Source organism: Actinomadura rudentiformis (assembly GCF_008923185.1).
In the GTDB taxonomy this organism is placed as follows: domain Bacteria; phylum Actinomycetota; class Actinomycetes; order Streptosporangiales; family Streptosporangiaceae; genus Spirillospora; species Spirillospora rudentiformis.
Window position 1 is genome coordinate 162,026 of record NZ_WBMT01000011.1, and the last position, 26,534, is coordinate 188,559.

Below are 26,534 nucleotides of genomic sequence, written 5' to 3' on the forward strand. Positions count from 1 at the left end.
ACGACATGAACGATGTCATCGGCAGCCATGATGTGCTGCTGGTGACCCTCGACACGTTGCGTTACGACGTGGCGGCCGAGCTGGCGGCGGCAGGCGAGACGCCGACGCTCACGGAGTTGCTGCCGGGAGGGCAATGGGAGCGGCGGCACAGCCCCGGCAGCTTCACGTATGCGGCGCACACCGCGATCCTCGCCGGATTCCTGCCGACGCCGGCCGATCCCGGGCCCCATCCGCGGCTGTTCGCGGGGAGCTTCCCCGGTAGCGAGACCACGGCCGCGGGCACGTGGACGTTCGACGCCGCCGATCTCCCGGCCGGGCTCGCCGAGATCGGCTATCACACGGTGTGCGTCGGAGGGGTGGGCTTCTTCAACAAGCTGACGCCGCTGGGCTCGGCCCTGCCGGGCCTGTTCGCCGAGAGCCATTGGGAGCCCTCGTTCGGCGTCGCCGATCCCGGCTCGCTCGCCCACCAGATCGACCGGATCGGCGAGGTCGTGCGCCGATTGCCCGCCGATCGTCGCCTTTTCCTGCTGCTGAACGTGTCGGCTTTGCACCAGCCCAACTGGTTCTATCTGGACGGCGGAACGCGGGAGGACGGCGACTCGCGGACCAGCCACGCCGCCGCACTCCGTTACGTGGACGGGGAACTCGGGCGGCTGTTCGACCTGATGCGACGGCCGTGCTTCGTGATCGTGTGCTCCGATCACGGGACGGCGTACGGCGAGGACGGGCATACCGGTCACCGCATCGGCCATGAGGTCGTCTGGACCGTTCCGTACGGGGAGTTCGTGCTCTCATGAACCCCGCCGCCAATCCCGTGACGCCTTACCAGAGCTACGTCTACGCCTACCCTCACAAGACCGCCTACCGCCCACTGCTGCCAGAGCCCAAGCTCGGCGACGTGTGGGCGGACGAGTCCCGCGACGCGCTCTTCCTCTATCTCCACGTCCCGTTCTGCGAGATGCGCTGCGGTTTCTGCAACCTCTTCACGCGCACGGGCGCACCTGAGGAGCTGACCGGCGCCTATCTCGACGCACTTGAACGGCAGGCTTCGGCGGTGCGGGACGCTTTTGGCGACGACACCTCGTTCGCCACGGCCGCGTTCGGTGGAGGCACGCCCACCTACCTCACGGCCGCCGAGCTGGAACGGCTCTGCGACATCGCCGGGCGCTTCGGCGATCTCGCGGCGATCCCCCTCGGGGTGGAGACGTCGCCGGCCACGTCCACGACCGACCGGCTGACGGTCCTGCGCGATCGCGGCACCACCCGGGTGTCGATCGGTGTGCAGAGCTTCGTCGACGCCGAGGCGCGCGCCGCCGTCCGGCCGCAGAAGCCGGCCGAGGTGGAGGCCGCCCTCGACCGCATCCGTGCCGTGGGCTTCCCGGTCCTCAACATCGACCTGATCTACGGCATCGACGGGCAGACCCCGCGGTCCTGGTTGCACTCGCTCGACTCCGCCCTCGCCTGGAATCCGGAGGAGCTCTATCTCTACCCGCTCTACGTCCGCCCGCTCACCGGTCTCGGCCGCCAGGGCCGCGATTGGGACGACCAGCGGCTGGAGCTCTACCGGATCGGCCGCGACCACCTGCTCGCCAACGGATACGAGCAGGTGTCGATGCGCATGTTCCGGCTGGCGGGGAGCGGCTCCGGCGGCACCGAATACTGCTGCCAGACCGACGGCATGGTCGGCCTGGGCTGCGGCGCGCGTTCCTACACGTCCAAGCTGCACTACTCGTTCGAGTACGCGGTGGGGGCGAGCCAGGTGCGCGGCATCATCGACGCCTACGTCGGCGAGAACGACTTCGGCACGGCTCGCGTGGGATTCGCGCTCGATGACGAGGAACGCAGGCGGCGGCACTTCGTCCAGTCTCTCCTCCAGGCGTCAGGGCTGGAGCGCGCCGCCTACCGCGAGCGCTTCGGGGCCGACGCCGCCGATGACTTCGCCCAGGAGACGGCTGCCTTCGCCGACCACGGCTGGCTCGACCTCGACGAGAACGTCATCAGGCTCACGCCAGAAGGGCTGGCCTACTCCGACGCGATCGGGCCGGCGCTCTTCTCGGGCCGGGTGCGCGCGCTCATGGACTCGTACGAGGCACGATGATGACCGGCCAGACGACCGGTCATCTGACGATCCTCTATCGAGGGCCGCTGGCCAGCTGCGACTACGACTGCCCCTACTGCCCGTTCGCCAAGCGCCGCGACACCCCCGAGCAGCTCCGCGCCGACCGGGCGGCACTGGAACGCTTCGCCGAATGGGTGGCGGCCCAGGACCACACGGTCTCGGTGCTCTTCACGCCGTGGGGTGAGGGACTCGTCCGGTCGTGGTACCGCCGTGCCCTGATCGAGCTCAGCCATCTCCCGCACGTCGAACGCGTCGCGATCCAGACCAATCTCAGCCACCGCGTGGATTGGACTGCCGAGGCTGACCCCTCCACCCTCGCCCTGTGGACGACCTACCATCCGGGCCAGGTCCCGTACGAGCGCTTCCTCGCCAAGTGCGGCGACCTGAACGCGCGCGGCATCCGCTTCAGCGTCGGCATCGTCGGGCAGCCCGAACATCTCGCCGCCGCCCAGAACCTGCGCGCCGACCTGCCGCCTGACACCTATGTCTGGGTGAACGCGGCCGAGGGGCGGACCTACACCGACGCGGAAGCGGCCGGCTGGACCGCGATCGATCCCCTCTTCTCCTTCAGCCGTCACCCGCACGCCAGCCGCGGCCAGGCCTGCCGCACGGGAGACACCGTGATCTCGGTGGACGGCGAGGGCACGGTCCGCCGCTGCCACTTCGTCCCGGCCGTCCTTGGCAACCTCTACGACGGCTCGTTCCGCCCGGCGCTCGCGCCGCGTCCCTGCCCTCTTGACGTATGCGACTGCCACATCGGATACGTCCATCTGGAGCCGTTGGGCCTCTATGACGTCTTCGCCGGGGGCGTCCTCGAACGCATCCCTCACCTCTGACGGGGCGGGCGATGGGTGAGGCGCCACGCCTCGTTCAGCAGCTCGGCCAGCTCGTCGGCGGGCACCTTGGCCAGATGGACGACGACCCATCCGAAGCGTCCCGACGAGTAGCCCGGCTCGTAGATCTCGGGCGCCTCGGCGACGAGGGCGCTCTGCTCGGCGCGCATCGCCTTGACCATCGCCTTCCGCTCGTCCTCGGTCACCCACGTGAAGATCGTGCCGGACGTGCGGAAGTACGTGTGCCCGTTGCGCCCCGGCACCTCCTCGGTGTCGGGAAGGGCCAGGAGGGTGCGCCGTACGTCGTCCAAACCGCCCATGACCGCCGACGATAACCATGACCACTGACGATCCCCTGCGACTGACGATCCAGTGACCACCGACGAGAGAGGTGCGTGAACCGGGACGGGCGGATGTGGAGAGACATCACCGACACACCGCAGTGAAAGGTCGGATATGGATCTCCTCAAGCTGCTCCGCGCGTTCGGTCTCGAACTGGAGCACGCTCCGCCCGCCTCGCTCGGCCGCCAGCGAAACCGCCTCGTCAGGGCCATCAACGCGAGCCGATGACCACGATCACCTCACCGCGGAGCCGCGGCCGTGCTCTCGCCTGGGTCTCCATCGCCCTCGCCGTCACGGTCGTGGCTTCCACGCTCGGCGCGTACGGCTACTACTGGCGGATCCAGAACAGCATCCAGCACGAGGACCCGAACAAGCTCATCACCGGTGCGCGGCCCAAGAAGCTGAACGACGCGCTCAACATCCTCATGATCGGCTCCGACACCCGTGCGGGTGCCAACGCCCAGTATGGCCGGTCGCTGCGCAACAAGGCGCCCGCCTCGGACACGATGATCCTGCTGCACCTGTCGCCCGGCGGCGGACAGGCGCTGGGCATCAGCTTCGCGCGCGACCTGATGGTGCCGATCCCCGCGTGCAAGCGCAAGGACGGCACCGTGGCGCCCGCCTCCTCCCTCGCCATGCTGAACGAGGCGAGCGGGCGAGCCGGGCCGACCTGCACGATGGACACGATCGAGAAGCTCACCCGCATCAAGATCGATCATTTCGTGCAGGTCGACTTCGTCGGCTTCGAGAAGATCACCAGTGCCGTCGGCGGGGTGCCGATCTGCCTGGACGAGCCGGTGAACGACCCGAGGTCCGGCCTCCGGCTGCCCAAAGGCCCGCACCGCGTGTCCGGCGCACAGGCGCTGGCCTACGTACGGGCCCGGAAGGAGATCGGCGACGGCTCGGACACCCAGCGCATCCAGCGGCAGCAGCGTTTCCTCGCATCACTCGCCAAGCAGGCGATGAGCGGGGGCGTCCTCACCGACCCGGCGCGGCTGAACGCGCTGCTCACCGCCTCGGCCAAGTCACTCACCACCGACCGCGACCTCACGCCCTCGCGCATGCTGAAGATCGCGCAGGGCATGCGCGACCTGACCGCGGGCAAGGTGCGCTTCGTGACCGTGCCGGACGAGCCTTACGCCGCGGACCGCAACCGCCGCCAGCTCGCCCAGCCCGCCGCCACACGCTTCCTGAACGCGGTCCGCAACGACGAGAAGATCACCGCGCCCGCCGCCAAGCCGCCGCCCGCGACCTCCGGCCAGGTGCGGATCCGGGTGCTGAACGGCTCCGGCAGCGAGGGCCAGGCGCGGCTGGTCGCCGACACCCTCAAGGAACGGGGTCTCACGGTCACCAAGGTCGGCAATCTCAGCCGTCCGGCCGCCACCACCCAGATCCGGTACGGAACGGGCGGGGCCGCACAGGCGAAGGCTCTGGCGGTGTTGATGCCGGGCGCCAGAGCCGTCGCCGCCGCCACGACCCCGCGCGACACCGTGGATGTGATCCTCGGTGCGGGCTTCCGCGGGATCAAGACCGGTGGCATCCCGCGCCAGCAGGGCGAGCACCGCGCCAGCGACGATATCTGCGAGCAGGATCCGGGGTGATGATCGCCTAGCGTGGCGGCGGGAGGGCGATCGGGTGGAGCGCTACGCCGAACTGGAGGCCATCGCGCCGGCAGATCTGATCACCCGACGCGAGATGCCGGCGGTGGAGGCCGCCGCCGCGCTCGACCTGCTCGCGGCCGTGGATCCGCCGGCGGGCGTCCGATCATGATGAAGGCTTGGCAGCGCACGCGTGCCGCACAGACGGCACGGCTGCGGGCGGCAGGCCGCGTGGTCGGTTGGCCTAAGTACCCGGCCCACCACCGAACGCCGCTGGCCGCGGCAACGACGGCACCGCGGCGGCGTGATCACCGGCGCCCCAGCGGCCCGGCCGTGCTCGGCGCCGCCCCGGGCCCGCGCGGGTGGGCTTGTGCGCGGCGCCGCCGGACGGCCGTGAACACGATCCGGTCCGCGGCCAACAACCGGGTGACCGTGGCCCGAAAGGAACTCGATGAAAGCTCCTCCCCAAGACCGCGACGACGCCTCCCTTGTCGCGCGGCGTGCCACTTGCGGAGGAGATGCCGGGTGGCCCGGACGGGCGTCCCAGCACCTACTTCCTGCTGACGGGCACCGGCTACACCGACACGGCTCCCGGCGGGAAGTAGCCAAGTCGGCCGGAGAGCCGGATGACAGGTGCCCGTCGGTAGCGGGGAAGCGGCCACCGACGGGCACCGGCTTGTGGCAGGGCCCCTGCTCCGTGCCCCCTGCTCCGGGCCCTGCTCCGGGTCAGGTCTCCTGCTCGGGGCGGTAGTCCGCCTCGTCCACGCCGAACGTCCAGGCGACGCCCTCGCGGGCGGTGCGGGTGGCGGGCGGGACGCGCAGGTAGTAGGTGCGGTACGTGCCGTCCGGCTCGGGGGTGGAGTTGACCACTTCGACCATGGCCACGGGTTCGTCGCCCGGCAGGTCGATGCGCCACAGCACCCCGGTCTCGTCCTTGTGCACGGGCCGGGCGCCGGTCTCGGCGAGGTAGCGGTCGTAGCCGAAGATCTCCAGCATCACCCGGCGGAGCTCGGCGTTCTCCTCGGCGTCGATCCGGGCGGGGCTCAGGCCGTCCAGCGAGGCGATGAAGCCGGCGGGGACCGGCATGCCACGCCAGGCGTGCAGGGCGAACCCGTCGGCGTACGCGAGGGCCGGGCCGTCGCCCCGGTGTAGACGGCCCGGCTCGTCGCGGTGCAGCTCGACGGGTCGGCCGGAGACGATGGCGAGCCGCTCGTACGGCCACCACCAGCCCGCCGAACGCGCGGCCTCCGCGAGGCCGGACAGCCCGTCGAGACGATCGAGGGAGTCGAAGAGCGCCAGCCACGGCGCGTCATGCTGGCCCAGCACGGCCTCCACACAGGCACCCCGCAGCGCCGCCAGGGCGGCGTCGGCGGCCGCCTGGTCGAAGGGGGCCGCGGAGCCGTCGGCGGAGCTCGTGGCCGGGTCGTCGGTGGAGCCGTCGACCGGCGCGCGCAGGGCCTGCCGGACGCGCGTCACGAGATCGTTGACCTGCGACCAGAGGGGAGCACCGGTCTCGGCCCAGGCGCGTGCCCAACCCTGCGGCCCCAGCTCGGCAGTGGCCTCCGTACGCGCACGTTCCCACGGCCGAGTCCGTACGACCTCACGCACAGACCCGCCTGCCTCCACGCCCTCGGGGACGGCGGCCAAGGCGGTGGCCACTGGGGCGGCCAGACCGGCGCGTTCAAGGATTTCGGCGTGGCCGGCCAGGACCGCTGCAGTCACGGCGCCGGCCATGGGAGAGGGAACCCAGACGAAGTGTTCGGGCTCGGGCAGTCCGGCGGCCGTGTAGGCGGCGCGGATCCCGGCCTCGGCTCGCGGGCGGTCCGCGGTGTCGGTCGTGAACGCCGCCGCCTGCCAGTCCGTGCCCATCAGTCGGCCACGACCCGGACCGCGCCCGGCACGTACTCGCGCTGGCGGATCACCCGGTACCAGCCCTTGGGCAGGCTGATGGCGGCGTGCTCCTCGTGGCTCAGCCGCCCGCCGGACGGCAGGTGCAGGTAGTCCGCCTTCAGGGGGTCGGGGTCGCGCAGGAGGGTGCCCGAGGCGACGAGCGCGTGGGCGTGCCCGGTGGCCTCGCCGAGGGCGAGCACCATCCGGCCCCGGCTGTCGCGTGGCGCCGGCGGGAGGTCGCGTACGGCCTGGGGCACGGCTTCCTCGGGCACGGGCAGGATGAGAATGTCTCCCTGTCGGTACATGCCGCGAAGGTAACCTCCGCCACCGACATTTTTCGGCGTCAGAAACCGCGGGTGCGGCGGGCGGCCGGGCGGGCCCAGCGGCCGGACGCGCTCAGGCCGACGCGCTGGAAGGCGCGCACGAGCTCGCTGCCGAGGTTGACCCCGGCGCCGAGGGCCAGGCCCACCGAGAGGGCCGCGACCAGGCTGAGCATGCCGGCCTCGGGCGAGCCGGTGTTGATCTCGACCATGCCGCGGTAGAGCAGCGTGCCCGGCAGGAGCGGGGAGATGGCCGGGACGACGTACGGGAGGGCGGGGGCATGGCGGCGCCCGGCGTAGAAGCTGCCCAGCGTGCCGATCACCACGGCGGAGATCGCCGAGGCGAGGACCGGCTTGACGCCCCAGCCCAGGAGCAGGACGTACAGGATCCAGATCAGCCCGCCGCCGACGGCCGCCGGCGCCAGGACGGACCGCGGGACCACCAGGCAGACCGCGAAGGTCAGCGAGACGCCCGCCGCCGCGAGGACCGCGATCGGGGACAGGAAGGCGGGGAACTCGGGCAGGTGCCGGACGTCGATGTCGACGCCGAAGTGCACGGCGGCGTAGACCATCACCCCGAGGCCCGCCACGATCGCGCTGATCAGGAAGAAGACCTCGAGCAGGCGGGCGCCGGCGTTGACCATGTTGCCGGTGATGCCGTCCTGGATGCTCGCCACCAGCGGACGGCCGGGCAGCAGTGCCAGGATCGCGCCGGTGACGATGGTCGAGGCCCGGTTGGGGTTGCCCGCCGCGATCACCAGCACGGCTGCGCCCGCCGCGATCGCCGAGGCCACCGCCAGCTGGAAGAACTCCGCGATCCCGCGCCGGGCCAGCGCCGCGGCGGCGCGGTCGCCCAGCACCGTCGCGACGAAGGCGGTGGTCGCGACCAGCGGCCCGCCGCCCACCAGGACGGCCGCCGCGGCGGCGATCAGCCCGAAGCACACGACCAGCAGCCAGGGTGGATAGGGCGCCCGGCCGTGCTTGATCTCAGCGAGCCGCTTGTGCGCGTCGTCCAGCTCCAGCATGCCGATGGAGGACTCCTGGACGAGGGAGTGCAGCTCGGCGAGGCGCCAGAACGCCGGGGTGCGGCGCCGGACGGTCCGGGCGGCGGTGACGGGCATCGCGCCCTGACCGGGGTGGACGGAGATCTGGAGGGCGGTGAACGTCACCTGGACCTCGCAGCGCGGCAGCTCGAAGGCCTGCGCCAGGCTGAGCATCGCCTCGTTGATGCGTTCGGTCGACTCGCCGCTGGCCAGCAGCAGATCGCCGACCCGCAGCACGAGGTCGATCGCCCGCGGGTCGACCAGCTCGCCCGGCTCGTCCTCCGGGGGCTCCACCGGAGCCCCGTCCATCAGAACCTGGAAGGTGCGCCGCACTCTTTCCGCTGCCCGCCCCATACGCAGACGTGATCCTCCAAGCCTGATCACTGATCTTCCCCGGGCAGGCTACCTTGCGTTACGCACTGTCCCTAACTGCGACCTGCACCCGTCCCTAAACGGGGCCTCCGCCGTTCTTAACTGGGACCTCCTCCGTCCCTAACTACGACCTCCGCCATCCCTGACGGCGCCCTCCGCGGCCAGTCCGTCGGCCGCCTGGCTCCGGGCCCAGCTCTCGACCGCGCCGATGTGCACCGCGGCGGCGATCCGGGCGGCCTCGGGATCGCGTTCGGCGATCGCCCGGTAGATCGCCTCGTGCTCGGTGAACGTCCGGGTGAAGACGTTCTCCTCCTGGTAGCCCCGCCAGACGCGGGCCCGGAACGTGCGGCTGTTGAGCCCGCCGAGTATGGCGGAGAGCACGGGATTGCCCGCCGCCTCGGTGATGAGCCGGTGGAATTCCAGGTCGTGCCCGACGATCTCCTCCGAGGTCGTGCCGCGTTCCATCGCGCGCATCTCGGCGCGCAGCCGTGCCAGGCCGTCCTCGGTGATGCGGGCGGCGGCGGTGGCCGCGGCGGCGGGCTCAAGGATCTTGCGGACCTGGACCAGGTGCAGCAGCGTCTCCCCGCGCGAGATCTCCGCGACCGCGCCGAACGTCTCCAGCAGATCGCTGGGCTCCAGCTGGGTGACGTAGACGCCCGCGCCGTGCCGGGCCTCCAGGACGCCCAGCACGGTGAGCGCGCGGATGGCCTCGCGCATGGAACTGCGCGAGAGTCCGAGCTCGGCGGCCAGGTCCCGCTCGGTGGGCAGCCGCTGCCCAGGGATCAGCTCGCCGGAGGCGAGCTTCGCCTTGATCTGGGCGATCGCCCGTTCCGTGACGGTGATCCGGGGGGTGCTGTCTTCGGTCACGCGGCCATCCTGACATCCCAGTACATGGTCTGACCAATCCTCATAAGTAACGACTTTGTTTCGGGGTCTTGCCAGGATACGGGGTGAAAGTGGTCTGATGAGTCCATGAGTGATCCGATCACTTCCGGAGATCGGTGAGAGCGTGAGGGGGACGGCTTCGTGAAGCTGCTGCGCGTGGGACCGGTGGGCGCCGAGCGGCCCGCGGTCCTGGCTGAGGACGGCACGCCACGCGACCTGTCGGGAATCACCGCCGACATCGACGGTGCGTTCCTCGGCGAAGGCATGGATCGTGCGCGCCGGGCGCTCGCCACGGGCGATCTGCCTGTGCTGGACGCCACCGGCCGGATCGGCGCTCCGATCGCGCGGCCGGGCAAGGTCATCTGTGTCGGCCTCAACTACCGGGACCACGCCGAGGAGACGGGCGCCGAGCTCCCTAGCGAGCCGGTCATCTTCATGAAGGCGTCCAACACGGTGGTCGGACCGCACGACGACGTCCTGATCCCGCGCGGCAGCGTCAAGACCGACTACGAGGTGGAGCTGGCCGTCGTCCTCGGTGGCCGGGCCCGCTACCTGGACTCGCCCGAGCAGGCCCGCGAGCTCGTCGCCGGATACGCGATCAGCAATGACGTGTCGGAGCGCGAGTTCCAGCTCGAACGCGGCGGGACATGGGACAAGGGCAAGTCGTGCGAGACGTTCAACCCCTTCGGGCCGTATCTCGTCACCGCCGACGAGGTGCCCGACCCCCAGAACCTCGCCCTCCGCCTCTGGGTGAACGGCGAGCTCCGCCAGGACGGCTCGACCAAGAACATGGTCTTCGGCGTCGACCACGTGATCTGGTACCTGAGCCAGTTCATGGTCCTGGAGGCCGGCGACGTCATCAACACCGGCACCCCGGCGGGGGTGGCCCTCGGCCGCCCCGGCGAGCCCTTCCTGCGACCGGGCGACGTGATGGAGCTGGAGATCGAGGGCCTGGGCCGCCAGAAGCAGGTGCTCCGGTGAAAGTGGTCTCCCTGACGGCGCACGACGTCCGCTTCCCGACGTCCCGGGAACTGGACGGTTCGGACGCGATGAACCCCGATCCCGACTACTCCGCCGCCTACGTCGTCCTCCATACGGACGAGGGCATGGAAGGCCACGGCTTCTGCTTCACCATCGGGCGCGGCAACGAGGTCTGCGTCGCGGCGATCGAGGCGTACGCGCCGCTGGTCGAGGGCACCGACCTGGACCTGGGCGACCTCGGCGGGTTCGCCCGGCGGCTCCTGCACGACTCGCAGCTGCGCTGGCTCGGCCCCGAGAAGGGCGCGGTCCACATGGCCGCCGCCGCAATCATCAACGCCGCGTTCGACCTGGCGGGCAAGATCGCGGGCAAGCCGGTCTGGCGGCTGCTGGCGGAGATGACACCCGAGCAGATCGTCGATCTCGCCGACTGGCGGTATCTCACCGACGCGCTCACCCCGGATCGTGCCCTCGACCTGTTGCGCGAGGCCGTGCCCGGTCGCGCCGCCCGGACAGCTGACCTGCTCGAACGCGGCTATCCCGCGTACACCACCACGCCCGGTTGGCTCGGCTACACCGACGACAAGCTCGGCAGGCTCGCCCGCGAGGCGGTCGCCGACGGCTTCACCCAGATCAAGCTCAAGGTCGGCGCCGACCTGGACGACGACGTCCGCCGCCTGCGGCTCGCCCGGGAGGCGGTGGGCCCGGACGTGCGGATCGCGGTGGACGCCAACCAGCGCTGGGACGTCGCCCCCGCGATCGAGTGGATGGAAGCGCTGAAGCCGTTCGACCCGTACTGGATCGAGGAGCCGACCAGCCCGGACGACGTCCTCGGCCACGCCGCCATCCGCCGGGGCGTGTCACCGGTCAAGGTCGCCACCGGCGAGCACATCGCCAACCGGGTCATCGTCAAGCAGATGCTCCAGGCGGAGGCGCTCGACGTGCTGCAGATCGACGCCTGCCGCGTCGCCGGCGTCACCGAGAACGTCGCGATCCTGCTGCTGGCCGCCGCGTTCGGCGTCCCGGTCTGCCCGCACGCGGGCGGCGTCGGGCTGTGCGAGGCCGTCCAGCACCTGTCGATGTTCGACTACGTCGCGGTCAGCGGCAGCACCGAGAACCGGGTGATCGAGTACGTCGACCACCTGCACGAGCACTTCGAGGACCCGGTGCGGATGTCCCGCGGCCACTACTCGGCACCGGCCGCACCGGGCATGTCCACCCAGATGAAGGCGGCGAGCCTGGCCGCCTACGCCCACCCCCACGGCGAGGTCTGGAGAAGCTGATGGAATTCGACGGGATCAAGACTCTGGTCACCGGTGGCGCGTCGGGCATCGGCCTGGCCACCGCGGTGTTCCTGGCCGAGCGCGGCGCGTCCGTGGTCTGCCTGGACGTCAACGCGGCACCCGATCCGTTCCACTCGGTGAAGGCGGACGTCACCGACGACGCCTCGGTCCGCACGGCGGTACGGGACGCCGCCGAGCACCTCGGTGGCCTGGACGTCGTGGTCAACAACGCGGGGATCGGCGCGCAGGGGACGATCGAGGCCAACGACGACGACGAATGGCGCAGCGTCTTCGAGGTCAACGTCTTCGGAATGGTCCGGGTCAGCCGGGCCGCCCTGCCGTACCTGCGCGAGTCCGACCACGCGGCGATCGTCAACACCTGCTCGATCGCGGCCACGGCGGGCCTGCCGGAACGGGCCCTCTACTCGGCGACCAAGGGGGCGGTCCGGTCGCTGACCCTCGCCATGGCCGCCGACCACGTGCGCGAGGGCATCCGGGTCAACTGCGTGAACCCCGGCACGGCCGACACTCCCTGGATCGACCGCCTGCTGGCCAAGGCCGAGGACCCGGAGGCCGAACGCGCCGCGCTGGAGGCGCGCCAGCCCAGCGGGCGTCTCGTCTCACCCCAGGAGGTCGCCGCCGCGATCGCCTATCTCGCCAGCCCGCTGGCCGCCGCGACCACGGGCATCGATCTCGCCGTCGACGGCGGCATGCAAGGACTACGGCTCCGACCCCGTGACTGATTCGGCTCTGTAACTGATTCGGCCCCGTAACTGAAGTGCACTTCCCGAGGAGGACCCAATGATCCGCACCAAGATCCTGGCCGGGGCCGCGGCGACGCTGTCCGCCGTTCTGCTCGCCGGCTGCGGCAGCACGTCGGACAGCGGCGGCGGCACCCAGGCCGGCGGCGCCAAGGGCGGCAAGGTGGGCGTGGGCCTGCCGCTGCTGACCTCGCCCTTCTGGCAGTCGTACAACAACTACGTACCGCAGATGGCCAAGCAGGAGGGCGTCGACATCCTGCCCACGGTCAACTCCAACTCCGACCCGACGCAGCAGATCACCGACATCAACAACCTGCTCAACCAGAACGTGCGCGGGCTGGTCATCGCGCCGCTGGACAGCGCCGCGATCGTGGCCGGGCTCAACCAGGCCGAGCGCAAGGGCGTGCCGGTGGTGGCCGTGGACGTCGCGCCGGACAAGGGCAAGGTCGCGATGGTCGTCCGCGCGAACAACATGGCGTACGGCGAGAAGGCCTGCAAGTACCTCGGTGACAAGATCAAGTCGGGCAAGGTCGTGCAGATCCAGGGCGACCTGGCCTCGGTGAACGGCCGCGACCGTTCCACGGCGTTCCGCAGCTGCATGAAGAGCAACTACCCGCAGATCAAGGTGCTGGAGATCCCGGCCGAGTGGAAGGCCGAGAAGGCCGCCTCCGGCCTGGACAGCCTCCTCAACGCCAACCAGGACCTCAAGGGCATCTACATGCAGGCCGGCGGCGTCTACCTCGCGCCGACGCTGCAGGCGCTCAAGAGCAAGAACATGCTCTTCAAGGCCGGCGACCCCAAGCACATCTCGATCGTCTCCAACGACGGCATCCCGCAGGAGTTCGACGCCATCCGCAAGGGCGAGATCGACGCGACCGTGTCGCAGCCCGCCGACGCCTACGCCAAGTGGGGCCTCTACTACATCAAGGCCGCGATGGAAGGTAAGACCTTCCAGCCCGGCAAGACCGACCACGGCAGCGAGATCGTCAAGCTGCCCAGCGGGATCCTCGAGGACCAGCTGCCCGCGCCGCTGGTCACCAAGGAGAACGTCGACGACAAGTCGCTGTGGGGCAACACGGTGGGCAAGTGATGATCGGATCGGCAGCCGCAGCGGCGGCCGAACCGGCCCCGGCGCCACCGCTGGCCGAGGCCGTCGGCGTGAGCAAGCGGTTCGGGTCCACGGTGGCGCTGGCCGACGCCCGCCTCACCGTGGTGCCCGGCGAGTCGCACGCGCTCGTCGGCCGCAACGGCGCGGGCAAGTCGACGCTGGTCAACATCCTGACCGGCATCTTCCCGCCGGACAGCGGCGAGGTGCGTTTCGACGGCGAGCCCGCCCCGGCGCCGGGTGACCGGGACGGCTGGCGGGCCAAGGTCGCCTGCGTCTACCAGAAGTCGACGATCATCCCCGAGCTGACGGTCGCGGAGAACCTCTTCATCAACCGCCAGCCCGGCACGCGCGGCGTGATCGGCTGGAAGCGCATGCGGCGGGAGGCCGCCGAGCTGCTGTCGACCTGGGACGTCCAGGTCGACCCGGCGGTCCCGGCCCGCGAGCTGAACGTGCAGGACCGGCAGTTCGTGGAGATCGCACGGGCGCTGTCGTTCGGGGCGCGGTTCATCATCCTCGACGAACCGACCGCGCAGCTCGACAAGGCCGAGATCGAACGGCTCTTCACCCGCATGCGGGCGCTGGAGGAGTCGGGGGTGACGTTCCTGTTCATCTCCCACCACCTGCAAGAGGTGTACGAGGTCTGCCAGACCGTCACCGTGTTCCGCGACGCCCGCTGGATCGCCACCGAGCCGGTGGCGGACCTGCCGCGCGCCGCCCTGGTGGAGGCCATGACCGGGGAGGCGGCGGACCTGGGCCGGAGCACAGGGCACCGCGAGCCGGTGGCGGCCGGCGTGCGGCTGGCGGTCGACGGCCTGTCCGACGGCGCGTTCGAGGACATCTCGCTGGAGGTGCGGCGCGGCGAGGTGATCGGCCTGGCCGGGTCCAGTGCCAGCGGAAAGATCGAGCTGGCCGAGACGCTGGTCGGGCTGCGCAAACCGCACACCGGGACCGCGACGCTGGATGGCAGGCCGCTGCCGTTCGGCGACGTGCGGAAGGCGATGGCCGCCGGGATCGGGTTCGTGCCGCGCGACCGGCACGCCCAGGGCCTGGTCCCGGAGTTGTCGGTCGGCGAGAACGCCACGATGACGATCTCCGACCGGCTGGGGCCGCTGGGCGTGATCACCCCGCGCCGGCTGCGTTCCGCCGCGGCCGAGGCGATCGGCGGGCTGGACATCAAGACGCAGGGCCCGGACCAGCCGGTGAACGGGCTGTCGGGCGGCAACCAGCAGAAGGTCGTCATGGCCCGCGCGCTGGCCGTCGAGCCGAACCTGCTGGTCCTGATCAACCCGACCGCCGGCGTCGACGTGAAGTCCAAGGAGGCGCTGCTCGCCATCGTCGACGAGATCCGCGAGCGCGGCACCTCCGTGATCATCATCTCCGACGAGCTGGACGACCTGCGCCCGTGCGACCGGGTGCTGGTGTTCCTGCACGGCCGGATCACCGCCGAACACGCGGCCGGATGGAACGACCACGAGCTCGTGGCATCGATCGAGGGGGTTTCCTCATGACTCAGACCGTGGCGGAGCCGCGGGGAGGCGGCGGCGAGGCGAAGGCCGCCGGCGGCGCGGCCGGTGCGGGCGCGGCGCTGCGCCGGATGCGCGAGTTCACGCTGGTGCCCGCGCTCATCGCCCTGGTCGTGCTGGGCGCCGTCGTCAACGACAGCTTCCTGACCGAACGCAACATCATCAGCATTCTGGGTGCCTCGGCCGCGCTCGCGCTGGTGGTGCTCGCCGAGTCGCTCATCCTCATCACCGGCAAGATCGATCTGTCGCTGGAGTCGACGGTCGGCATCGCGCCGGGGCTCGGTGCGCTGCTGGTCATCCCGGCGGCCTCGGCGGGCTTCGGCACGGAATGGCCCGCGTTCCTGGGGATCCTGGCCATCTTCGTGGTCGGCGGCTTGATCGGGGCGTTCAACGGGTTCCTGTCGGTGAAGCTGCGGCTCAACGCGTTCATCGTGTCGCTGGCCATGCTGATCGTGTTGCGCGGTCTGCTGACGGGCGCCACGGAGGGCAAGACGCTGTTCGACATGCCCGAGCCGTTCTTCTCCATTGCCACGACCACGTTCCTCAAGCTTCCGCTGTCGGTGTGGCTGGCGGCGGTCTGCTTCGGGGTGGCCGGATTCGTGCTGCGCTACCACCGTCTCGGCCGCGCGCTGTACGCGATCGGCGGCAACCCGGAGGCCGCCCGTGCCGCGGGCATCCGGGTGGAGCGGGTGACCTGGGTCGTGTACGTGGTCGCGGGTGTGCTCGCCGCCGCGGCGGGGCTCTGCCTCACCGGCTATGTGGGCGCCATCAACGCCAACCAGGGCCAGAACATGATCTTCACGGTGATGGCCGCGGCCGTCATCGGCGGGATCTCGATGAACGGCGGCAAGGGCACCATGACCGGCGCGATCACCGGTGTGCTGCTGCTCGGCGTGGTCGACAACCTGCTCACGCTGGCCCAGGTGGCCTCGTTCTGGAAGCAGGCGATCTACGGTGCGATCATCCTGTTCGCGCTGGTGATCTCCCGGGTGACCTCAGGACAGGCTCAGGAGTGACGTCCATGGCGGTGTCCATGCGGGTGGGAGAGCGGCGGCTGCTCGGGCGGTCGGGTGTCCCGGTGACCGCGCTGTCGTTCGGCAGCGCGGCCATTGGTGGCCTCTACGCGCCGGTGCCTGCGGGCGACGACGCGGTACGGCGTGCGCTGAGTCTCGGCATGCGTTATCTCGACACCGCGCCCCATTACGGCGCGGGCACCGCGGAGCGCCTGCTCGGTGAAGTCCTGAAGGCCATGCCGCGCGACTCGTACACCATCTCGACCAAGGTCGGGCGGCTGCTGCGGCCGCGCCGGCCGGGCGAGGAGCCCGACGACCAGGGCTTCGCCGGGGAGCCCCCGGTCAAACGGGAATGGGACTTCAGCCGCGACGGCGTGCGCCGGTCGCTGGAGGGCTCTCTCGAACGGCTGGGACTCGACCGGGTCGACGTGCTCCTCCTCCACGACCCGGACGAGCACGAGGAGCAGGTCTATGCCGAGGCCTATCCGGCACTGGCGGAGCTCCGGGACGAAGGGATTGTCGGTGCCATCGGCGCGGGTATGAACCAGGCCGAGATGCTGACCCGTTTTGTCCGGCGGCTGGACCTGGACGTGGTGCTGTGCGCGGGGCGCTACACGCTGCTGGACCAGTCGGCTTTGCGTGAGCTCCTGCCCGCGTGCGCTGAGCGGGGCACGTCCGTCGTGATCGGTGGCGTCTACAACTCGGGTCTGCTCGCTGGAGGGACGACTTACGACTACACGGCGGCGCCAGCGGAGCTGCTCGAACGCGTGGCGCGCCTGCGGCTCGTCTGCGACGGGCACGGGGTGCCTCTGCGGGCGGCCGCGCTGCGCTTCCCGCTCGGGCATCCCGCGGTGGCGAGCGTGCTCACCGGCTGCCGTACGCCCGCCGAGGCAGAGGACAACGCGGCCATGTTCGAAATGGACATTCCCGCGAGTCTCTGGACGGACCTGCGTGATGGTGGTCTGCTGGCCGCCGACGTTCCCGTTCCGTCGCGAGGAGCTCGATGATGATCGACGCGCACCACCACCTGTGGGACACCGCTGTCCGCGAGTACGCATGGATGGACGGTCCTTGGGCGGACCCGCTGCGCGGCCGGTTCGATGTAGAGCGTTATGCCGGGGTGGCGAAACCCCATGGGGTGACAGGGTCGATCGTCGTCCAGGCATTGCACAGCCTGGCGGAGACGCGCGAACTGCTCGCCACGGCAGACGCCAAGCCGATCGAGGGTGTGGTCGGCTGGATCGATCTCACCACGCCCGATGTCGCCGACACGATCGCGGCGCTCTCCGGGCCGCTGGTCGGGATCAGGCATCAGGTCCAGGACGAACCCGACCCGGACTGGCTGGCGCGTCCTGACGTGCGGCGCGGGCTGCGGGCCGTGGGGGAGGCCGGGCTGGTGTACGACCTGCTCGTCAAACCGCCACAGGCGGACGCGGCGCTGGCGGTGGCGGAAGCGCTGCCCGAGGTCTCGTTCGTGCTCGACCATGCCGGCAAGCCGGACATCGCGGGCGGAGTGTGGGAACCGTGGGCGTCATGGATCATGGCCATGGCGGGGCTGCCCAACGTCACCGTCAAGCTGTCCGGCCTCGTCACCGAGGCGGAGTCTGGCTGGAAGAGCGCGGACATCCTGCCGTACGCACGGCACGTGGTGGATGCGTTCGGGCCGGGGAGGGTGATGTACGGGTCAGATTGGCCCGTCTGCACGCTGGCTGCCTCGTATGGCCAGGTGTTGGAGCTCGCGGAGGCCGCCTTGGACGGGCTGAGTGAGACGGAGTGCGCCGAGGTGTTCGGGGGAACAGCCAGTCGTGTGTATGGAATCGGGGGGTGATCGGACCTTGCGCGTCGCGCTCTTCGTGACCTGTGTTAACGACACGCTGTTTCCGGGGACTGGACGGGCGACTGTACGGCTGCTGGAGCGGCTTGGCTGCACTGTGGAGTTTCCGTCTGCGCAGACTTGCTGCGGCCAGATGCACTTCAACACCGGCTACCGGGCCGACGCTGAGCTGTTGGCGCGCCGCGTCGGCGAGATCTTCACCGGGTACGACGCGGTGGTGATGCCGTCCGGGTCCTGCGCCGCCATGGTGCGGGAGTGGTATCCGACGCTGGGCGTCGAACCGCCGTCCGGGGTGTACGAGCTGTCGGAGTTCCTGGTGGATGTGTTGGGGGTCGTGGACGTGGGGGCTTACTTCCCGCACACCGTGACGTACCACCCGACCTGCCATTCGCTGCGTTCACTGCGGGTGGGGACGAGGCCGGAGAAGTTGTTGTCGGCGGTGCGGGGGCTCAAGCTGCTGCCGTTGGGCGGCGCGGATGAGTGCTGCGGCTTTGGCGGCACGTTCTCTGTGAAGAACCCCGCGGTGTCGGCGGCCATGTGCACGGACAAGGTGCGGAACGTCCTGGACACCGGTGCCGAGGTGCTGTGCGCGGCAGACAACTCCTGCCTGATGCACATCGGCGGAACGATGCGGCGGCAGCGTGCCGGAGTGCGGACCATGCACCTGGCGCAGATCCTCGCGTCCACAGAGGAGGAGCCCGCGTGACAGGAGCCCGTGCTAGAGGAGCCGGTGCGACAGGCGTGTCCGGGACGTTCGTTGGGATGCCCGCCTTCCCTATTGCCTCGGCGAAGGCGGTCGGTGACTCGCAGCTCCGGCACAACCTGCACAAGGCCACGCACACCATCCGGGGCAAGAGAGCCGCTGTCGTGGGCGAGCAGCCGGATTGGACGGAGCTGCGTGCGGCTGGGGCGGCCATCAAGAATCGGGTGCTGCGCCACCTGGATGTCTATCTGGAACAGCTCGAAGCAGCCGTGGTCAAGGCCGGCGGGCATGTGCACTGGGCCGCGGACGCCGCCGAGGCCAACCGGATCGTCACCGCGCTGGTGAAGGCCACCGGCGAGACCGAGGTCGTCAAGGTCAAGTCGATGGCGACACAGGAGATCGAGCTCAACGAGGCGCTGGCCGACGCCGGGATCACCGCGTACGAGACCGACCTCGCCGAGCTGATCGTGCAGCTCGGCGACGACCGCCCGTCCCACATCCTCGTGCCGGCGATCCACCGCAACCGTGCCGAGATCCGCGAGATCTTCCAGCGGTCGATGTCGGAGTGGGGTCGGCCGGCTCCGGCCGACCTCGCGGACGATCCACCGGCGCTGGCGGAAGCGGCCCGTCTGCACCTGCGGGAACGTTTCCTGGCGGCCAAGGTCGGCATCTCGGGGGCGAACTTCGCGGTGGCGGAGACCGGGACCTTGGTGGTGCTGGAGTCGGAGGGCAACGGGCGTATGTGCCTCACGCTGCCCGAGACGCTGATCTCCGTGGTGGGCATAGAGAAGCTCGTGCCGACGTGGCAGGACCTCGAAGTCTTCATGCAGACGCTGCCTCGTTCGTCGACCGGTGAACGCATGAACCCGTACACCTCGATGTGGACCGGTGCTGCCGAAGGCCAGGAGTTCCACCTGGTGCTGCTGGACAACGGCCGGACCGACGTTCTGGCGGACCAGGTGGGGCGGCAGGCGCTGCGTTGTATCCGCTGCTCGGCGTGCCTGAACGTGTGCCCGGTGTACGAGCGGGCCGGCGGCCACGCGTACGGGTCGGTCTATCCGGGGCCGATCGGTGCCATCCTGACACCACAGCTGCGTGGGATGTCGTCGGAGCTGGACGAGTCGCTGCCGTACGCCTCGACGTTGTGCGGCGCGTGCTACGACGTCTGCCCGGTCGAAATCAACATCCCTGAGGTGTTGCTGGACCTGCGGGCCAAGGTCGCCGCCGCCGGGGGCAAGGGGCATCGGGTTGAGCGCCTGGCGATGGCCGGGGCGCGCCGTGTTCTGGAATCGCCAGGGTTGCTGAAGGCGGGGCAACGTGCCGCTGGGCGCTTCCGCAGGCTGACGCCCCGGCGGCTGCCCGGGCCACTGGCGGGCTGGACGGACACGAGGGACATACCTGCGCCCCCACCCCAGTCGTTCCGCGAGTGGTGGGAGCGCAACCGATGAGCACGCGGGACCAGATCCTGGCGAAGGTGCGGGCCGCACTGGCGGATGTGCCTGCGGATGAACGCCCTGAGGATGTGGCGGTGCCCCGGGACTACCAGCGCTCCCGTGCCGGAACGGACATCGTCGACCTTCTGATCGACCGTCTGGTGGACTACAAGGCCGTCGTACACCACACCGCCTCAGCCGCAGTGGGTGCCGCAGGGCACGCGGACGCCTCGGGGGTTGCGGATGCTGTGGTGGCTCGGCTGCTGGTGGCGCGGGGTGGACGCATCGGCGCGCCCGTCGGCGTCCCGGAGGAGTGGCTGGAGGGTGTGGACGCGGTCAGGGACGATCCGGTGCTGCCGGCCGCCGAACTCGATGCTCTGGACGGGGTCGTCACGGGCTGCGCGCTGGCGATCGCAGAGACCGGGACGATCGTCCTGGACGGGTCGCCCGACCAGGGAAGGCGTGCGCTGACGCTGGTGCCCGACCATCATCTGTGCGTGGTGCGGCTGGACCAGATCGTCCGGACGGTGCCGGAGGCGCTCGCCCGGCTCGACCCGTCCCGCCCGCTGACCTGGATCAGCGGGCCGTCGGCGACCAGCGACATCGAGCTCGACCGGGTCGAGGGCGTGCACGGACCGCGAACGCTCGAAGTCGTCATCATCTGAAAGATGGGCCCTGCCGGGCTCGCTCGGGCAGCTGCCGATCACGAACGGGCAGCTCACCGTCCAGTTGCCGGGACCGTCCGTTACGCAGCTGACCGTCTCCTAGCGGACCGGCTCGTCCGCTAGCAGACCGGCTCGTCCGTGGTGCCAACGCCGTACGAGTGCTGGCACCACGGACGAGCCGTTCGCTATGGGGGAGTGAGTGTGAGCTTGACGGAGGTCGCGCCTCGCTTGGCTCTCAGCGTGAGTATCGGTGAGTTGGGCACGGAGAGGATGTCCGCGCCGGTCACTGTGGTTCGGTAACCGCCGGGGTAGTTCCTTGGGGACGTGTAGACGATGGTGTTGGCGCGGCCTTGGGGTTTGTAGGTCAGCGTGAACGTCCTGGTCTGCGGATTGAAGCCATAGCTTTGGGGCGTGCCCGCTATGGCCTGGGGGTACGGCTCGTCTAGGGCGTTCAAGGCAGCGGTGTTGATGTTGGCCCCGCTACGGGGCTTGGTGAGGTCGTAGACCAGACCTTCGGTGATTCCAGCCTCCGTCGGGTCCTTGCAACGGCAGTACGTCCACTCCATCCATGGGAGCTGGTAACTGTCGGCGACCCGGACTACGTGGGAGAGCTCCTGGGGATTGGGTGTCGCGCCGAACTCGGTCAGGATGAGCGCGTCGCCGGTGCGCTTGGACTGGGCCATGGCCTGATGGAAGACGGCCGTCTGGATCGTGTGGCAGACGGCGTACATCCAGTCCGGAATCGGCTCACCCGAGATGTCAGGGCAGTAGGTGTGGAACGACAGGCCGCTCTGCTTGTCCCCGGGCTTGCCGAGGTGGATGGGCGGGCCGAACGTCGCGAGGAGGTTCGGCTCGTAGAACGTCAGATGCTTGGGGTCCACGGCATGGATGGCCCGGATCATCTTGGTGAAGAAGGGCGCGAGCTTCTTGGAGTCGAAGTCCTTGCAGCCGAACGGCGGGGCGCACGTGGGCCAGGCGCTTCCCGGCCACGGCTCGTTCCACAGGTCATAGCCCAGGACCGCCGGATTGTTCCGGAACTTCTTGGCGACGTGCACCCACGCGTCGGTGTACCACTCCTGCAGGCCCTTGCCGTGGACGGGCGCGTTGTTCCAGAAGTTGTCGTTCGCCCGCTGGAGCGCCGGATTGAACAGCAGGTTGGTGAACATGTCGAAGTTGATGAACTCAGGCGGGATGCCGTCAGTGCGGATCATCCAGTCCGGGTAGCCCGTGCCCCGGAACCTGGTGTTGAGGAGGTCCTGCGGGAACACGATGAGGCTACGGATGCCGTACCGCCCCAGCATGTCGATGGTGGCCTTGAGGCTGGACAGGTAGCTCTCGTTGAACACGCCCGGCCGTGGCTGGAGGCCGGTCATCACGATCCCGATCCGCACCGCGTTGAAGCCGTGCGCCGCCAGGAACTTCGCGTCCTCCTCGCCGAACCCGAGCTTGGACGGATCGTACGGCGCCGCCTTGGCGACCATGTTGAAGCCGTGCAGAATGACGCGCCGCCCCTGGGAGTCGGTGATCCACCGGCCGCTATGGCCCAGCACGTCGGAGACGGGCCGTGGGGGAACGTGCGCCTGTGGGGGAGTGGGCGCCTGCGCCGCCTCGACCGGCGTCGGCGTCAGGAGTGCGGCGGACACACCCACCGCACATGCTGCGAGCCATCTTTGTACTCTCATGCCCGAATCCGCCTCCTCCGCCGTCGCGTGGGCGGAGGGTAACTGCGGAGAACGAACAGCACGAGTCATCCAGAGACGGACTTCCCAGACGAACTTGCGCACTTATTGAGCAGACGCGCAGCCTTCGCCATGGATGCTGGGAGGCGACTGGCGTTGTGGGGCGTTAGCGGCTGGAGTTGCGCAGGGCCAGACGGAGGACGAGGGCGCCGGCGGTCAGCATGAGCCCGCTGCCGACGGCCACTCCGGCCAGCGTGCCCGCGATGTCGCTGTCGGGGAAGAGTCCGTAGCTCACCGCGGTGACCAGCCCGGCGATGGCGATCGGCGTGACGGCCATGGGGGTCGTGACGCGGAGTCGCTGCAAAGGGCTGTCATCGGCGGTGGCCGACCGGCTTCGCACGACCTTGCGGACGACCACGTACAGCAGCGCCAGCATCACGACGGCCTGGACTCCCATCACGCTGAGGCCCACTGCGGAGTTGTCGAAGTACATGCCGCTGATCGCGATGCTCATGCCCATGAACGGCAGGGCGATCGTGGCCGGGTCGGAGGTGGTGTCGCGCGGCTGCTCGTTCATGACGTTCTCCTCATTCAGATCGCTATGTAGATTCCCTGGCGAGATAAACAGTAGAGCGAGTTAGTCAGGATTACAACCTAGCTTGGGTAGCCGTTTCATCGCGTTGTCCACAGAACGCGGTTCTGGTGCGAGGTGTCGGCGGGGGCTGGTAGCAAGGAGGCATGGTTGACGAGGAAAGCCCGCGCCCCGGCCGCCAGGCCGACGAGGCCCTGCTCGACGAGGCGCTGCTCGATGAGGCGCAGCGCTGCCTGCGGGCGCTGGCGGGGGAGCACGCGCGGCTGCGCGACGACCAGTGGACCGCGATCCGCGCCCTGGTCGTCGAGCGGCGGCGCGCGCTGGTCGTGCAGCGCACGGGGTGGGGCAAGTCCGCGGTCTACTTCGTGGCCACCCGGTTGCTGCGCGAGCGCGGCGCCGGCCCGACGGTGATCGTGTCGCCGCTGCTGGCGTTGATGCGCAACCAGATCGAGGCGGCCGACCGCGCCGGGATCCACGCCCGCACGGTCAACTCCGCCAACACCGAAGACTGGGACCGGGTGTTCGCCGAGGTCGAGGCGGGCGAGGTCGATGTGCTCCTGGTCAGCCCGGAGCGGCTCAACAACCCCGACTTCCGCGACCTCGTCCTGCCCAAACTCGCCGCCGGGGCGGGCCTGATCGTGATCGACGAGGCCCACTGCATCTCCGACTGGGGCCACGACTTCCGCCCCGACTACCGCCGCCTCCGGACGCTGCTGGCCGATCTCCCGCCCGGCGTCCCGGTCCTGGCCACCACGGCCACCGCCAACGCCCGGGTCACCAAGGACGTGGCCGAGCAGCTGGGCGGCGGCTCGGAGGCCCTGGTGCTGCGAGGCCCGCTCGAACGCGAGTCCTTGCGCCTGGCGGTCGTACGCCTCCCCGTGGCCGAGATGCGCATCGCCTGGCTGGGCGAGCATCTCGACGGCCTGCCGGGCTCGGGCATCATCTACACGCTGACCGTGGCCGCCGCCCACGAGATCGCCGGCTATCTGCGCGAACGCGGCTATGACGTGGCCGCCTACTCCGGCCAGACCGACCCGGCCGAACGCCTCCAAGCCGAGCAGGACCTCCAGGACAACAAGCTCAAGGCCCTCGTCGCCACCAGCGCCCTCGGCATGGGCTTCGACAAGCCCGACCTGGGCTTCATCGTGCATGTGGGCGCTCCGCAGTCGCCCGTGGCCTACTACCAGCAGATCGGCCGGGCAGGGCGCGGTGTCGAGCGGGCCGAGGTCATCCTGCTGCCGGGCCTGGAAGACCGCGACATCTGGGCCTACTTCGCCGGCCTGGCGTTCCCGCCGGAGCCGGTCGTCCGGACGACCCTCGACACCCTGGAGGCGGCCGGGCGTCCGCTCTCCACCAGCGCGCTGGAGCCCCAGGTCGACCTCAGCCGCAGCCGGCTGGAGATGATGCTCAAGGTCCTCGACGTCGACGGCGCGGTCCGCCGGGTCAAGGGCGGCTGGACCGCCACCGGCCACGACTGGGCCTACGACCGGGAGCGCTACGAGCGGGTGGCCGCCGAACGCACCCGCGAGCAGCGGGCGATGCTCGACTACCTCGACGCCACCGGCTGCCGCGAGGAGTTCCTGCGCCGCCAGCTTGACGACCCCGACGCCCGCCCGTGCGGCCGCTGTGACAACTGCACCGGCACCTACTGGCCGACCGACGTCAGCGAAACGGGAGCCGCCCAGGCCCGCGACCGCCTGCGCCGCCCCGGCGTCGATGTCGCGCCCCGGCGCATGTGGCCCCCCGCCGTCAAAGACGACCTCGGCGTCTCCGGGCGCATGGACGCCGGCATCGTGGCCGAACCCGGCCGCGCCCTGGGCCGCCTCACCGACATCGGCTGGGGCAACCGCCTGCGCGAGATCCTCGCCGAGGGCGCCCCTGACACCGACATACCAGACGAGATGTTCGACGCCGTGGTCAAAGTCCTGTCCGCTTGGGACTGGGCCGAACGCCCCACCGGCGTGGTCACCATCGGTTCCCGTACCCGTCCCCGCCTGATCGGCAGCCTCGGCCACCGCATCGCCGAGATCGGCCGCCTGCCCTACCTGGGCGAATTCGTTCCACTCGGCGATCCGGTGCCCCGCCGGCACAACAGTGCCCAGCGCCTCCGTTCGGTCTGGCACTCGCTGGCCCTGCCCGACGATGTCGCCGCCGCGGCCCGTGGCCCGGTCCTCCTCGTCGACGACCGCATCGAGACCGGCTGGACGATGACCGTGGCCACCCGCCAGCTCCGCCAGGCAGGCGTCCCCGCCGTCCTACCACTGGTCCTGGCGGTGATCAACTGAACCATCGCCCTGTTGAAATGCTCTCAAGTCCATGTGGGGCCAGGTCTGCCAAGCCACCCCAGGAGTAGTACCGTCCCTGTCCGTGTCTTCCAAGACCTCCGCCGTGGATCGGCTGCTCGACTGCCCACCTGGCCTGCTCGACACCACGTTCGATCAGCTCCGGACCCTGCTCGTCGTGCACGAGACCGGCTCCGCGCTCCGGGCCGCCCGCGTCCTCGGCCGCGAGCAGTCCAGCGTGCAAAAGCAGCTCGACACGCTCAACCGCAACTACCAGGCGATGTGCGGCGAGGTGCTCACGCTGCGGCAGGGGCGCGGCAAGGACTTCCTGTTCACGCCCACGGGCGAGGAGGCCGTTCAACTGGCACATGTGGCCGTGGCCCAATGGACGGACGCGGTCAACTGGAGCCGCCGCCGCCTCGGCCGGATGCTCACCGTGGGCACCACCGAGTTCACGCTCCCGATCATTTCCCGCTCCTGGGAACGGGTGTCGGAGGAGTTCCGGCAGCAACAGGTGGAATTCAAGGTCGTCCACGTTCGCACCAAGGACCTGTGGTCCCGGCTGGAGACCCGCCAGGTCGACCTGATCTGCGGCAGCATCGTCTGCACCGCGGACGGCGACCACCGCCTCCGCGACTACGACGTGATCGAGTTCGCCCGCGGCGCCCCGATCCTGCTGACCAACCTGCCCCTCACCGACCTGCCCGACGACCCGGTCCCCACCAGCCGTCTGGCCGACGTGCCCCTGGTGGTCCCGCCAGCGGGCCTGGTGGCCGACTTCCTTGCCTGCTGGTACGGCCCCAACTTCCGCGACCGCCTCGACGTCGTGGCCGACATCGACGACATCCACTACGGGCTGTCACTCCTGCGTTCCGGCTTCGTCCGCGGCTGCATGGTCGTCACCGAGTCCATCGGCCGCCGCATGGCAGGCCCGGGCGAGCCCGACGAAGTCCCCCTCCGCTCCCTCCGCCTCCACGACGACCTCGAACCCAAAGCCGAGATCATGGCCGGCGCCTTCGTTCACCGCGCCGACCTCCAGCGCTACGCGGTGGGCCACCCCCTCAACCGCCTCTGGAACGCCGTCCGAGACGACTCCCGCCGCTTCACCCCCCGCAAACCCGCAACCCCACCTCCCTAACCAACCCCCGAAGGAACGGCTCGCCATGGCTCCCCGCATCTGTGCACTCACATTGATGGTTCTCGTCACCACCGCGCTCACGGCCACTCCGGCCAACGCCGTCGGCGTTGATGTTGATCTTCCGGGTGGTAGTGGCGTGG

Annotated in this window: 25 protein-coding genes; 18 read left to right on the forward strand and 7 right to left on the reverse strand. The window is 70.1% G+C overall.

Annotated elements, in window-relative coordinates:
- Window positions 1-5 precede the first annotated feature (5 nt).
- Genes F8566_RS23705 through F8566_RS23715 form a run of 3 tightly spaced genes read left to right on the forward strand, consistent with a single transcriptional unit; the run spans window position 6 to window position 2,955 of the window.
- Window positions 6-797 (forward strand): STM4013/SEN3800 family hydrolase, encoded by a 792-nt coding sequence (locus tag F8566_RS23705; RefSeq protein WP_404800334.1) that lies wholly within the window; start codon window positions 6-8, stop codon window positions 795-797.
- Complete coding sequence (locus F8566_RS23710) at window positions 794-2,098, forward strand: STM4012 family radical SAM protein (protein WP_151563442.1); 1,305 nt, start codon at window positions 794-796, stop codon at window positions 2,096-2,098. Before F8566_RS23705 ends, F8566_RS23710 begins: the two co-directional genes overlap by 4 nt.
- A complete protein-coding gene (locus tag F8566_RS23715; protein ID WP_225993454.1) occupies window positions 2,095-2,955 on the forward strand; it encodes an STM4011 family radical SAM protein in 861 nt (286 codons plus the stop codon). Before F8566_RS23710 ends, F8566_RS23715 begins: the two co-directional genes overlap by 4 nt.
- Here F8566_RS23715 and F8566_RS23720 read toward each other — a convergent pair.
- Window positions 2,946-3,272 carry an MmcQ/YjbR family DNA-binding protein gene (locus F8566_RS23720; RefSeq protein ID WP_151563444.1) on the reverse strand — a complete coding sequence of 109 codons (327 nt, stop codon included), beginning with the start codon at window positions 3,270-3,272 and terminating at the stop codon, window positions 2,946-2,948. The genes F8566_RS23715 and F8566_RS23720 overlap by 10 nt on opposite strands.
- Before the next feature lie 246 nt (window positions 3,273-3,518).
- Between F8566_RS23720 and F8566_RS23725 the strand changes: the two genes are divergently transcribed.
- Window positions 3,519-4,895: an LCP family protein gene (locus F8566_RS23725; protein WP_151563446.1), complete on the forward strand. Its 1,377-nt coding sequence runs from the start codon at window positions 3,519-3,521 to the stop codon at window positions 4,893-4,895.
- A 34-nt stretch (window positions 4,896-4,929) separates the two neighbouring features.
- A complete protein-coding gene (locus F8566_RS52340) occupies window positions 4,930-5,064 on the forward strand; it encodes a hypothetical protein (RefSeq protein ID WP_264159404.1) in 135 nt (44 codons plus the stop codon).
- 554 nt (window positions 5,065-5,618) lie between these two features.
- On the opposite strand, the gene F8566_RS23730 is transcribed toward F8566_RS52340, so the two are convergent.
- The 4 genes from F8566_RS23730 to F8566_RS23745 form a co-directional block, all read right to left on the reverse strand.
- Window positions 5,619-6,761 (reverse strand): DUF6745 domain-containing protein, encoded by a 1,143-nt coding sequence (locus tag F8566_RS23730; protein WP_151563449.1) that lies wholly within the window; start codon window positions 6,759-6,761, stop codon window positions 5,619-5,621.
- Window positions 6,761-7,087: a hypothetical protein gene (locus tag F8566_RS23735; RefSeq protein WP_151563451.1), complete on the reverse strand. Its 327-nt coding sequence runs from the start codon at window positions 7,085-7,087 to the stop codon at window positions 6,761-6,763. The genes F8566_RS23730 and F8566_RS23735 overlap by 1 nt, the downstream gene beginning before the upstream one ends.
- 38 nt (window positions 7,088-7,125) lie before the next feature.
- Window positions 7,126-8,499, reverse strand: coding sequence for a threonine/serine exporter family protein (locus F8566_RS23740; protein ID WP_225993455.1), 1,374 nt, complete (start codon window positions 8,497-8,499; stop codon window positions 7,126-7,128).
- 138 nt (window positions 8,500-8,637) lie between these two features.
- Window positions 8,638-9,384 (reverse strand): FadR/GntR family transcriptional regulator, encoded by a 747-nt coding sequence (locus F8566_RS23745; RefSeq protein WP_151563453.1) that lies wholly within the window; start codon window positions 9,382-9,384, stop codon window positions 8,638-8,640.
- A gap of 159 nt (window positions 9,385-9,543) precedes the next feature.
- Between F8566_RS23745 and F8566_RS23750 the strand changes: the two genes are divergently transcribed.
- The 11 genes from F8566_RS23750 to F8566_RS23800 are packed head-to-tail and all read left to right on the forward strand — an operon-like array spanning window position 9,544 to window position 20,703.
- Window positions 9,544-10,383, forward strand: coding sequence for a fumarylacetoacetate hydrolase family protein (locus F8566_RS23750; RefSeq protein WP_151563455.1), 840 nt, complete (start codon window positions 9,544-9,546; stop codon window positions 10,381-10,383).
- Window positions 10,380-11,663, forward strand: coding sequence for an enolase C-terminal domain-like protein (locus F8566_RS23755; protein WP_225993456.1), 1,284 nt, complete (start codon window positions 10,380-10,382; stop codon window positions 11,661-11,663). The genes F8566_RS23750 and F8566_RS23755 overlap by 4 nt, the downstream gene beginning before the upstream one ends.
- On the forward strand, window positions 11,663-12,406 hold the full coding sequence (locus F8566_RS23760; protein WP_151563457.1) for an SDR family NAD(P)-dependent oxidoreductase: 744 nt from the start codon (window positions 11,663-11,665) through the stop codon (window positions 12,404-12,406). The genes F8566_RS23755 and F8566_RS23760 overlap by 1 nt, the downstream gene beginning before the upstream one ends.
- A 58-nt stretch (window positions 12,407-12,464) precedes the next feature.
- Window positions 12,465-13,514, forward strand: a complete 1,050-nt coding sequence (locus F8566_RS23765) for a sugar ABC transporter substrate-binding protein (protein WP_151563460.1) — start codon at window positions 12,465-12,467, stop codon at window positions 13,512-13,514.
- Window positions 13,514-15,040 (forward strand): sugar ABC transporter ATP-binding protein, encoded by a 1,527-nt coding sequence (locus F8566_RS23770; protein ID WP_151563462.1) that lies wholly within the window; start codon window positions 13,514-13,516, stop codon window positions 15,038-15,040. Before F8566_RS23765 ends, F8566_RS23770 begins: the two co-directional genes overlap by 1 nt.
- Window positions 15,037-16,071 carry an ABC transporter permease gene (locus tag F8566_RS23775; protein WP_151563464.1) on the forward strand — a complete coding sequence of 345 codons (1,035 nt, stop codon included), beginning with the start codon at window positions 15,037-15,039 and terminating at the stop codon, window positions 16,069-16,071. Before F8566_RS23770 ends, F8566_RS23775 begins: the two co-directional genes overlap by 4 nt.
- A 5-nt stretch (window positions 16,072-16,076) precedes the next feature.
- Complete coding sequence (locus F8566_RS23780) at window positions 16,077-17,075, forward strand: aldo/keto reductase (protein WP_225993457.1); 999 nt, start codon at window positions 16,077-16,079, stop codon at window positions 17,073-17,075.
- Window positions 17,072-17,896: an amidohydrolase family protein gene (locus F8566_RS23785; RefSeq protein WP_151563466.1), complete on the forward strand. Its 825-nt coding sequence runs from the start codon at window positions 17,072-17,074 to the stop codon at window positions 17,894-17,896. The genes F8566_RS23780 and F8566_RS23785 overlap by 4 nt, the downstream gene beginning before the upstream one ends.
- A 7-nt stretch (window positions 17,897-17,903) precedes the next feature.
- Window positions 17,904-18,608, forward strand: a complete 705-nt coding sequence (locus F8566_RS23790; protein ID WP_151563468.1) for a (Fe-S)-binding protein — start codon at window positions 17,904-17,906, stop codon at window positions 18,606-18,608.
- A 35-nt stretch (window positions 18,609-18,643) separates the two neighbouring features.
- Entirely contained in the window at window positions 18,644-20,053 is a 1,410-nt protein-coding gene (locus tag F8566_RS23795; RefSeq protein ID WP_151563772.1) for a lactate utilization protein B, read from the forward strand.
- The gene (locus F8566_RS23800) at window positions 20,050-20,703 is read left to right on the forward strand and encodes a LutC/YkgG family protein (RefSeq protein ID WP_151563470.1); all 654 of its coding nucleotides are present in this window, start codon (window positions 20,050-20,052) and stop codon (window positions 20,701-20,703) included. The genes F8566_RS23795 and F8566_RS23800 overlap by 4 nt, the downstream gene beginning before the upstream one ends.
- A 185-nt stretch (window positions 20,704-20,888) precedes the next feature.
- On the opposite strand, the gene F8566_RS23805 is transcribed toward F8566_RS23800, so the two are convergent.
- Both F8566_RS23805 and F8566_RS23810 read right to left on the reverse strand, forming a co-directional pair.
- On the reverse strand, window positions 20,889-22,346 hold the full coding sequence (locus F8566_RS23805) for a cellulase family glycosylhydrolase (protein ID WP_192809825.1): 1,458 nt from the start codon (window positions 22,344-22,346) through the stop codon (window positions 20,889-20,891).
- Between the two features lie 202 nt (window positions 22,347-22,548).
- Window positions 22,549-22,959, reverse strand: coding sequence for a hypothetical protein (locus F8566_RS23810; RefSeq protein ID WP_151563474.1), 411 nt, complete (start codon window positions 22,957-22,959; stop codon window positions 22,549-22,551).
- 161 nt (window positions 22,960-23,120) lie between these two features.
- Here F8566_RS23810 and F8566_RS23815 point away from each other — a divergent pair, with 161 nt between their 5' ends.
- Together F8566_RS23815 and F8566_RS23820 are read left to right on the forward strand one after the other, a co-directional pair.
- Window positions 23,121-25,259, forward strand: a complete 2,139-nt coding sequence (locus F8566_RS23815) for a RecQ family ATP-dependent DNA helicase (protein WP_151563476.1) — start codon at window positions 23,121-23,123, stop codon at window positions 25,257-25,259.
- A gap of 82 nt (window positions 25,260-25,341) precedes the next feature.
- Window positions 25,342-26,394, forward strand: coding sequence for a LysR family transcriptional regulator (locus tag F8566_RS23820; RefSeq protein WP_225993458.1), 1,053 nt, complete (start codon window positions 25,342-25,344; stop codon window positions 26,392-26,394).
- Window positions 26,395-26,534: the final 140 nt, after the last annotated feature.

Excerpts from the sequence above, each read along its gene's own strand:
- F8566_RS23705 (WP_404800334.1), top strand. The coding sequence starts at position 6 with ATGAACGATGTCATCGGCAGCCATGATGTGCTGCTGGTGACCCTCGAC.
- F8566_RS23710 (WP_151563442.1), top strand. The coding sequence starts at position 794 with ATGAACCCCGCCGCCAATCCCGTGACGCCTTACCAGAGCTACGTCTAC.
- F8566_RS23715 (WP_225993454.1), top strand. The coding sequence starts at position 2,095 with ATGATGACCGGCCAGACGACCGGTCATCTGACGATCCTCTATCGAGGG.
- F8566_RS23720 (WP_151563444.1), bottom strand. The coding sequence starts at position 3,272 with ATGGGCGGTTTGGACGACGTACGGCGCACCCTCCTGGCCCTTCCCGAC.
- F8566_RS23725 (WP_151563446.1), top strand. The coding sequence starts at position 3,519 with ATGACCACGATCACCTCACCGCGGAGCCGCGGCCGTGCTCTCGCCTGG.
- F8566_RS23730 (WP_151563449.1), bottom strand. The coding sequence starts at position 6,761 with ATGGGCACGGACTGGCAGGCGGCGGCGTTCACGACCGACACCGCGGAC.
- F8566_RS23735 (WP_151563451.1), bottom strand. The coding sequence starts at position 7,087 with ATGTACCGACAGGGAGACATTCTCATCCTGCCCGTGCCCGAGGAAGCC.
- F8566_RS23740 (WP_225993455.1), bottom strand. The coding sequence starts at position 8,499 with ATGGGGCGGGCAGCGGAAAGAGTGCGGCGCACCTTCCAGGTTCTGATG.
- F8566_RS23760 (WP_151563457.1), top strand. The coding sequence starts at position 11,663 with ATGGAATTCGACGGGATCAAGACTCTGGTCACCGGTGGCGCGTCGGGC.
- F8566_RS23765 (WP_151563460.1), top strand. The coding sequence starts at position 12,465 with ATGATCCGCACCAAGATCCTGGCCGGGGCCGCGGCGACGCTGTCCGCC.
- F8566_RS23770 (WP_151563462.1), top strand. The coding sequence starts at position 13,514 with ATGATCGGATCGGCAGCCGCAGCGGCGGCCGAACCGGCCCCGGCGCCA.
- F8566_RS23775 (WP_151563464.1), top strand. The coding sequence starts at position 15,037 with ATGACTCAGACCGTGGCGGAGCCGCGGGGAGGCGGCGGCGAGGCGAAG.
- F8566_RS23780 (WP_225993457.1), top strand. The coding sequence starts at position 16,077 with ATGGCGGTGTCCATGCGGGTGGGAGAGCGGCGGCTGCTCGGGCGGTCG.
- F8566_RS23785 (WP_151563466.1), top strand. The coding sequence starts at position 17,072 with ATGATGATCGACGCGCACCACCACCTGTGGGACACCGCTGTCCGCGAG.
- F8566_RS23800 (WP_151563470.1), top strand. The coding sequence starts at position 20,050 with ATGAGCACGCGGGACCAGATCCTGGCGAAGGTGCGGGCCGCACTGGCG.
- F8566_RS23810 (WP_151563474.1), bottom strand. The coding sequence starts at position 22,959 with ATGAACGAGCAGCCGCGCGACACCACCTCCGACCCGGCCACGATCGCC.
- F8566_RS23815 (WP_151563476.1), top strand. The coding sequence starts at position 23,121 with ATGGTTGACGAGGAAAGCCCGCGCCCCGGCCGCCAGGCCGACGAGGCC.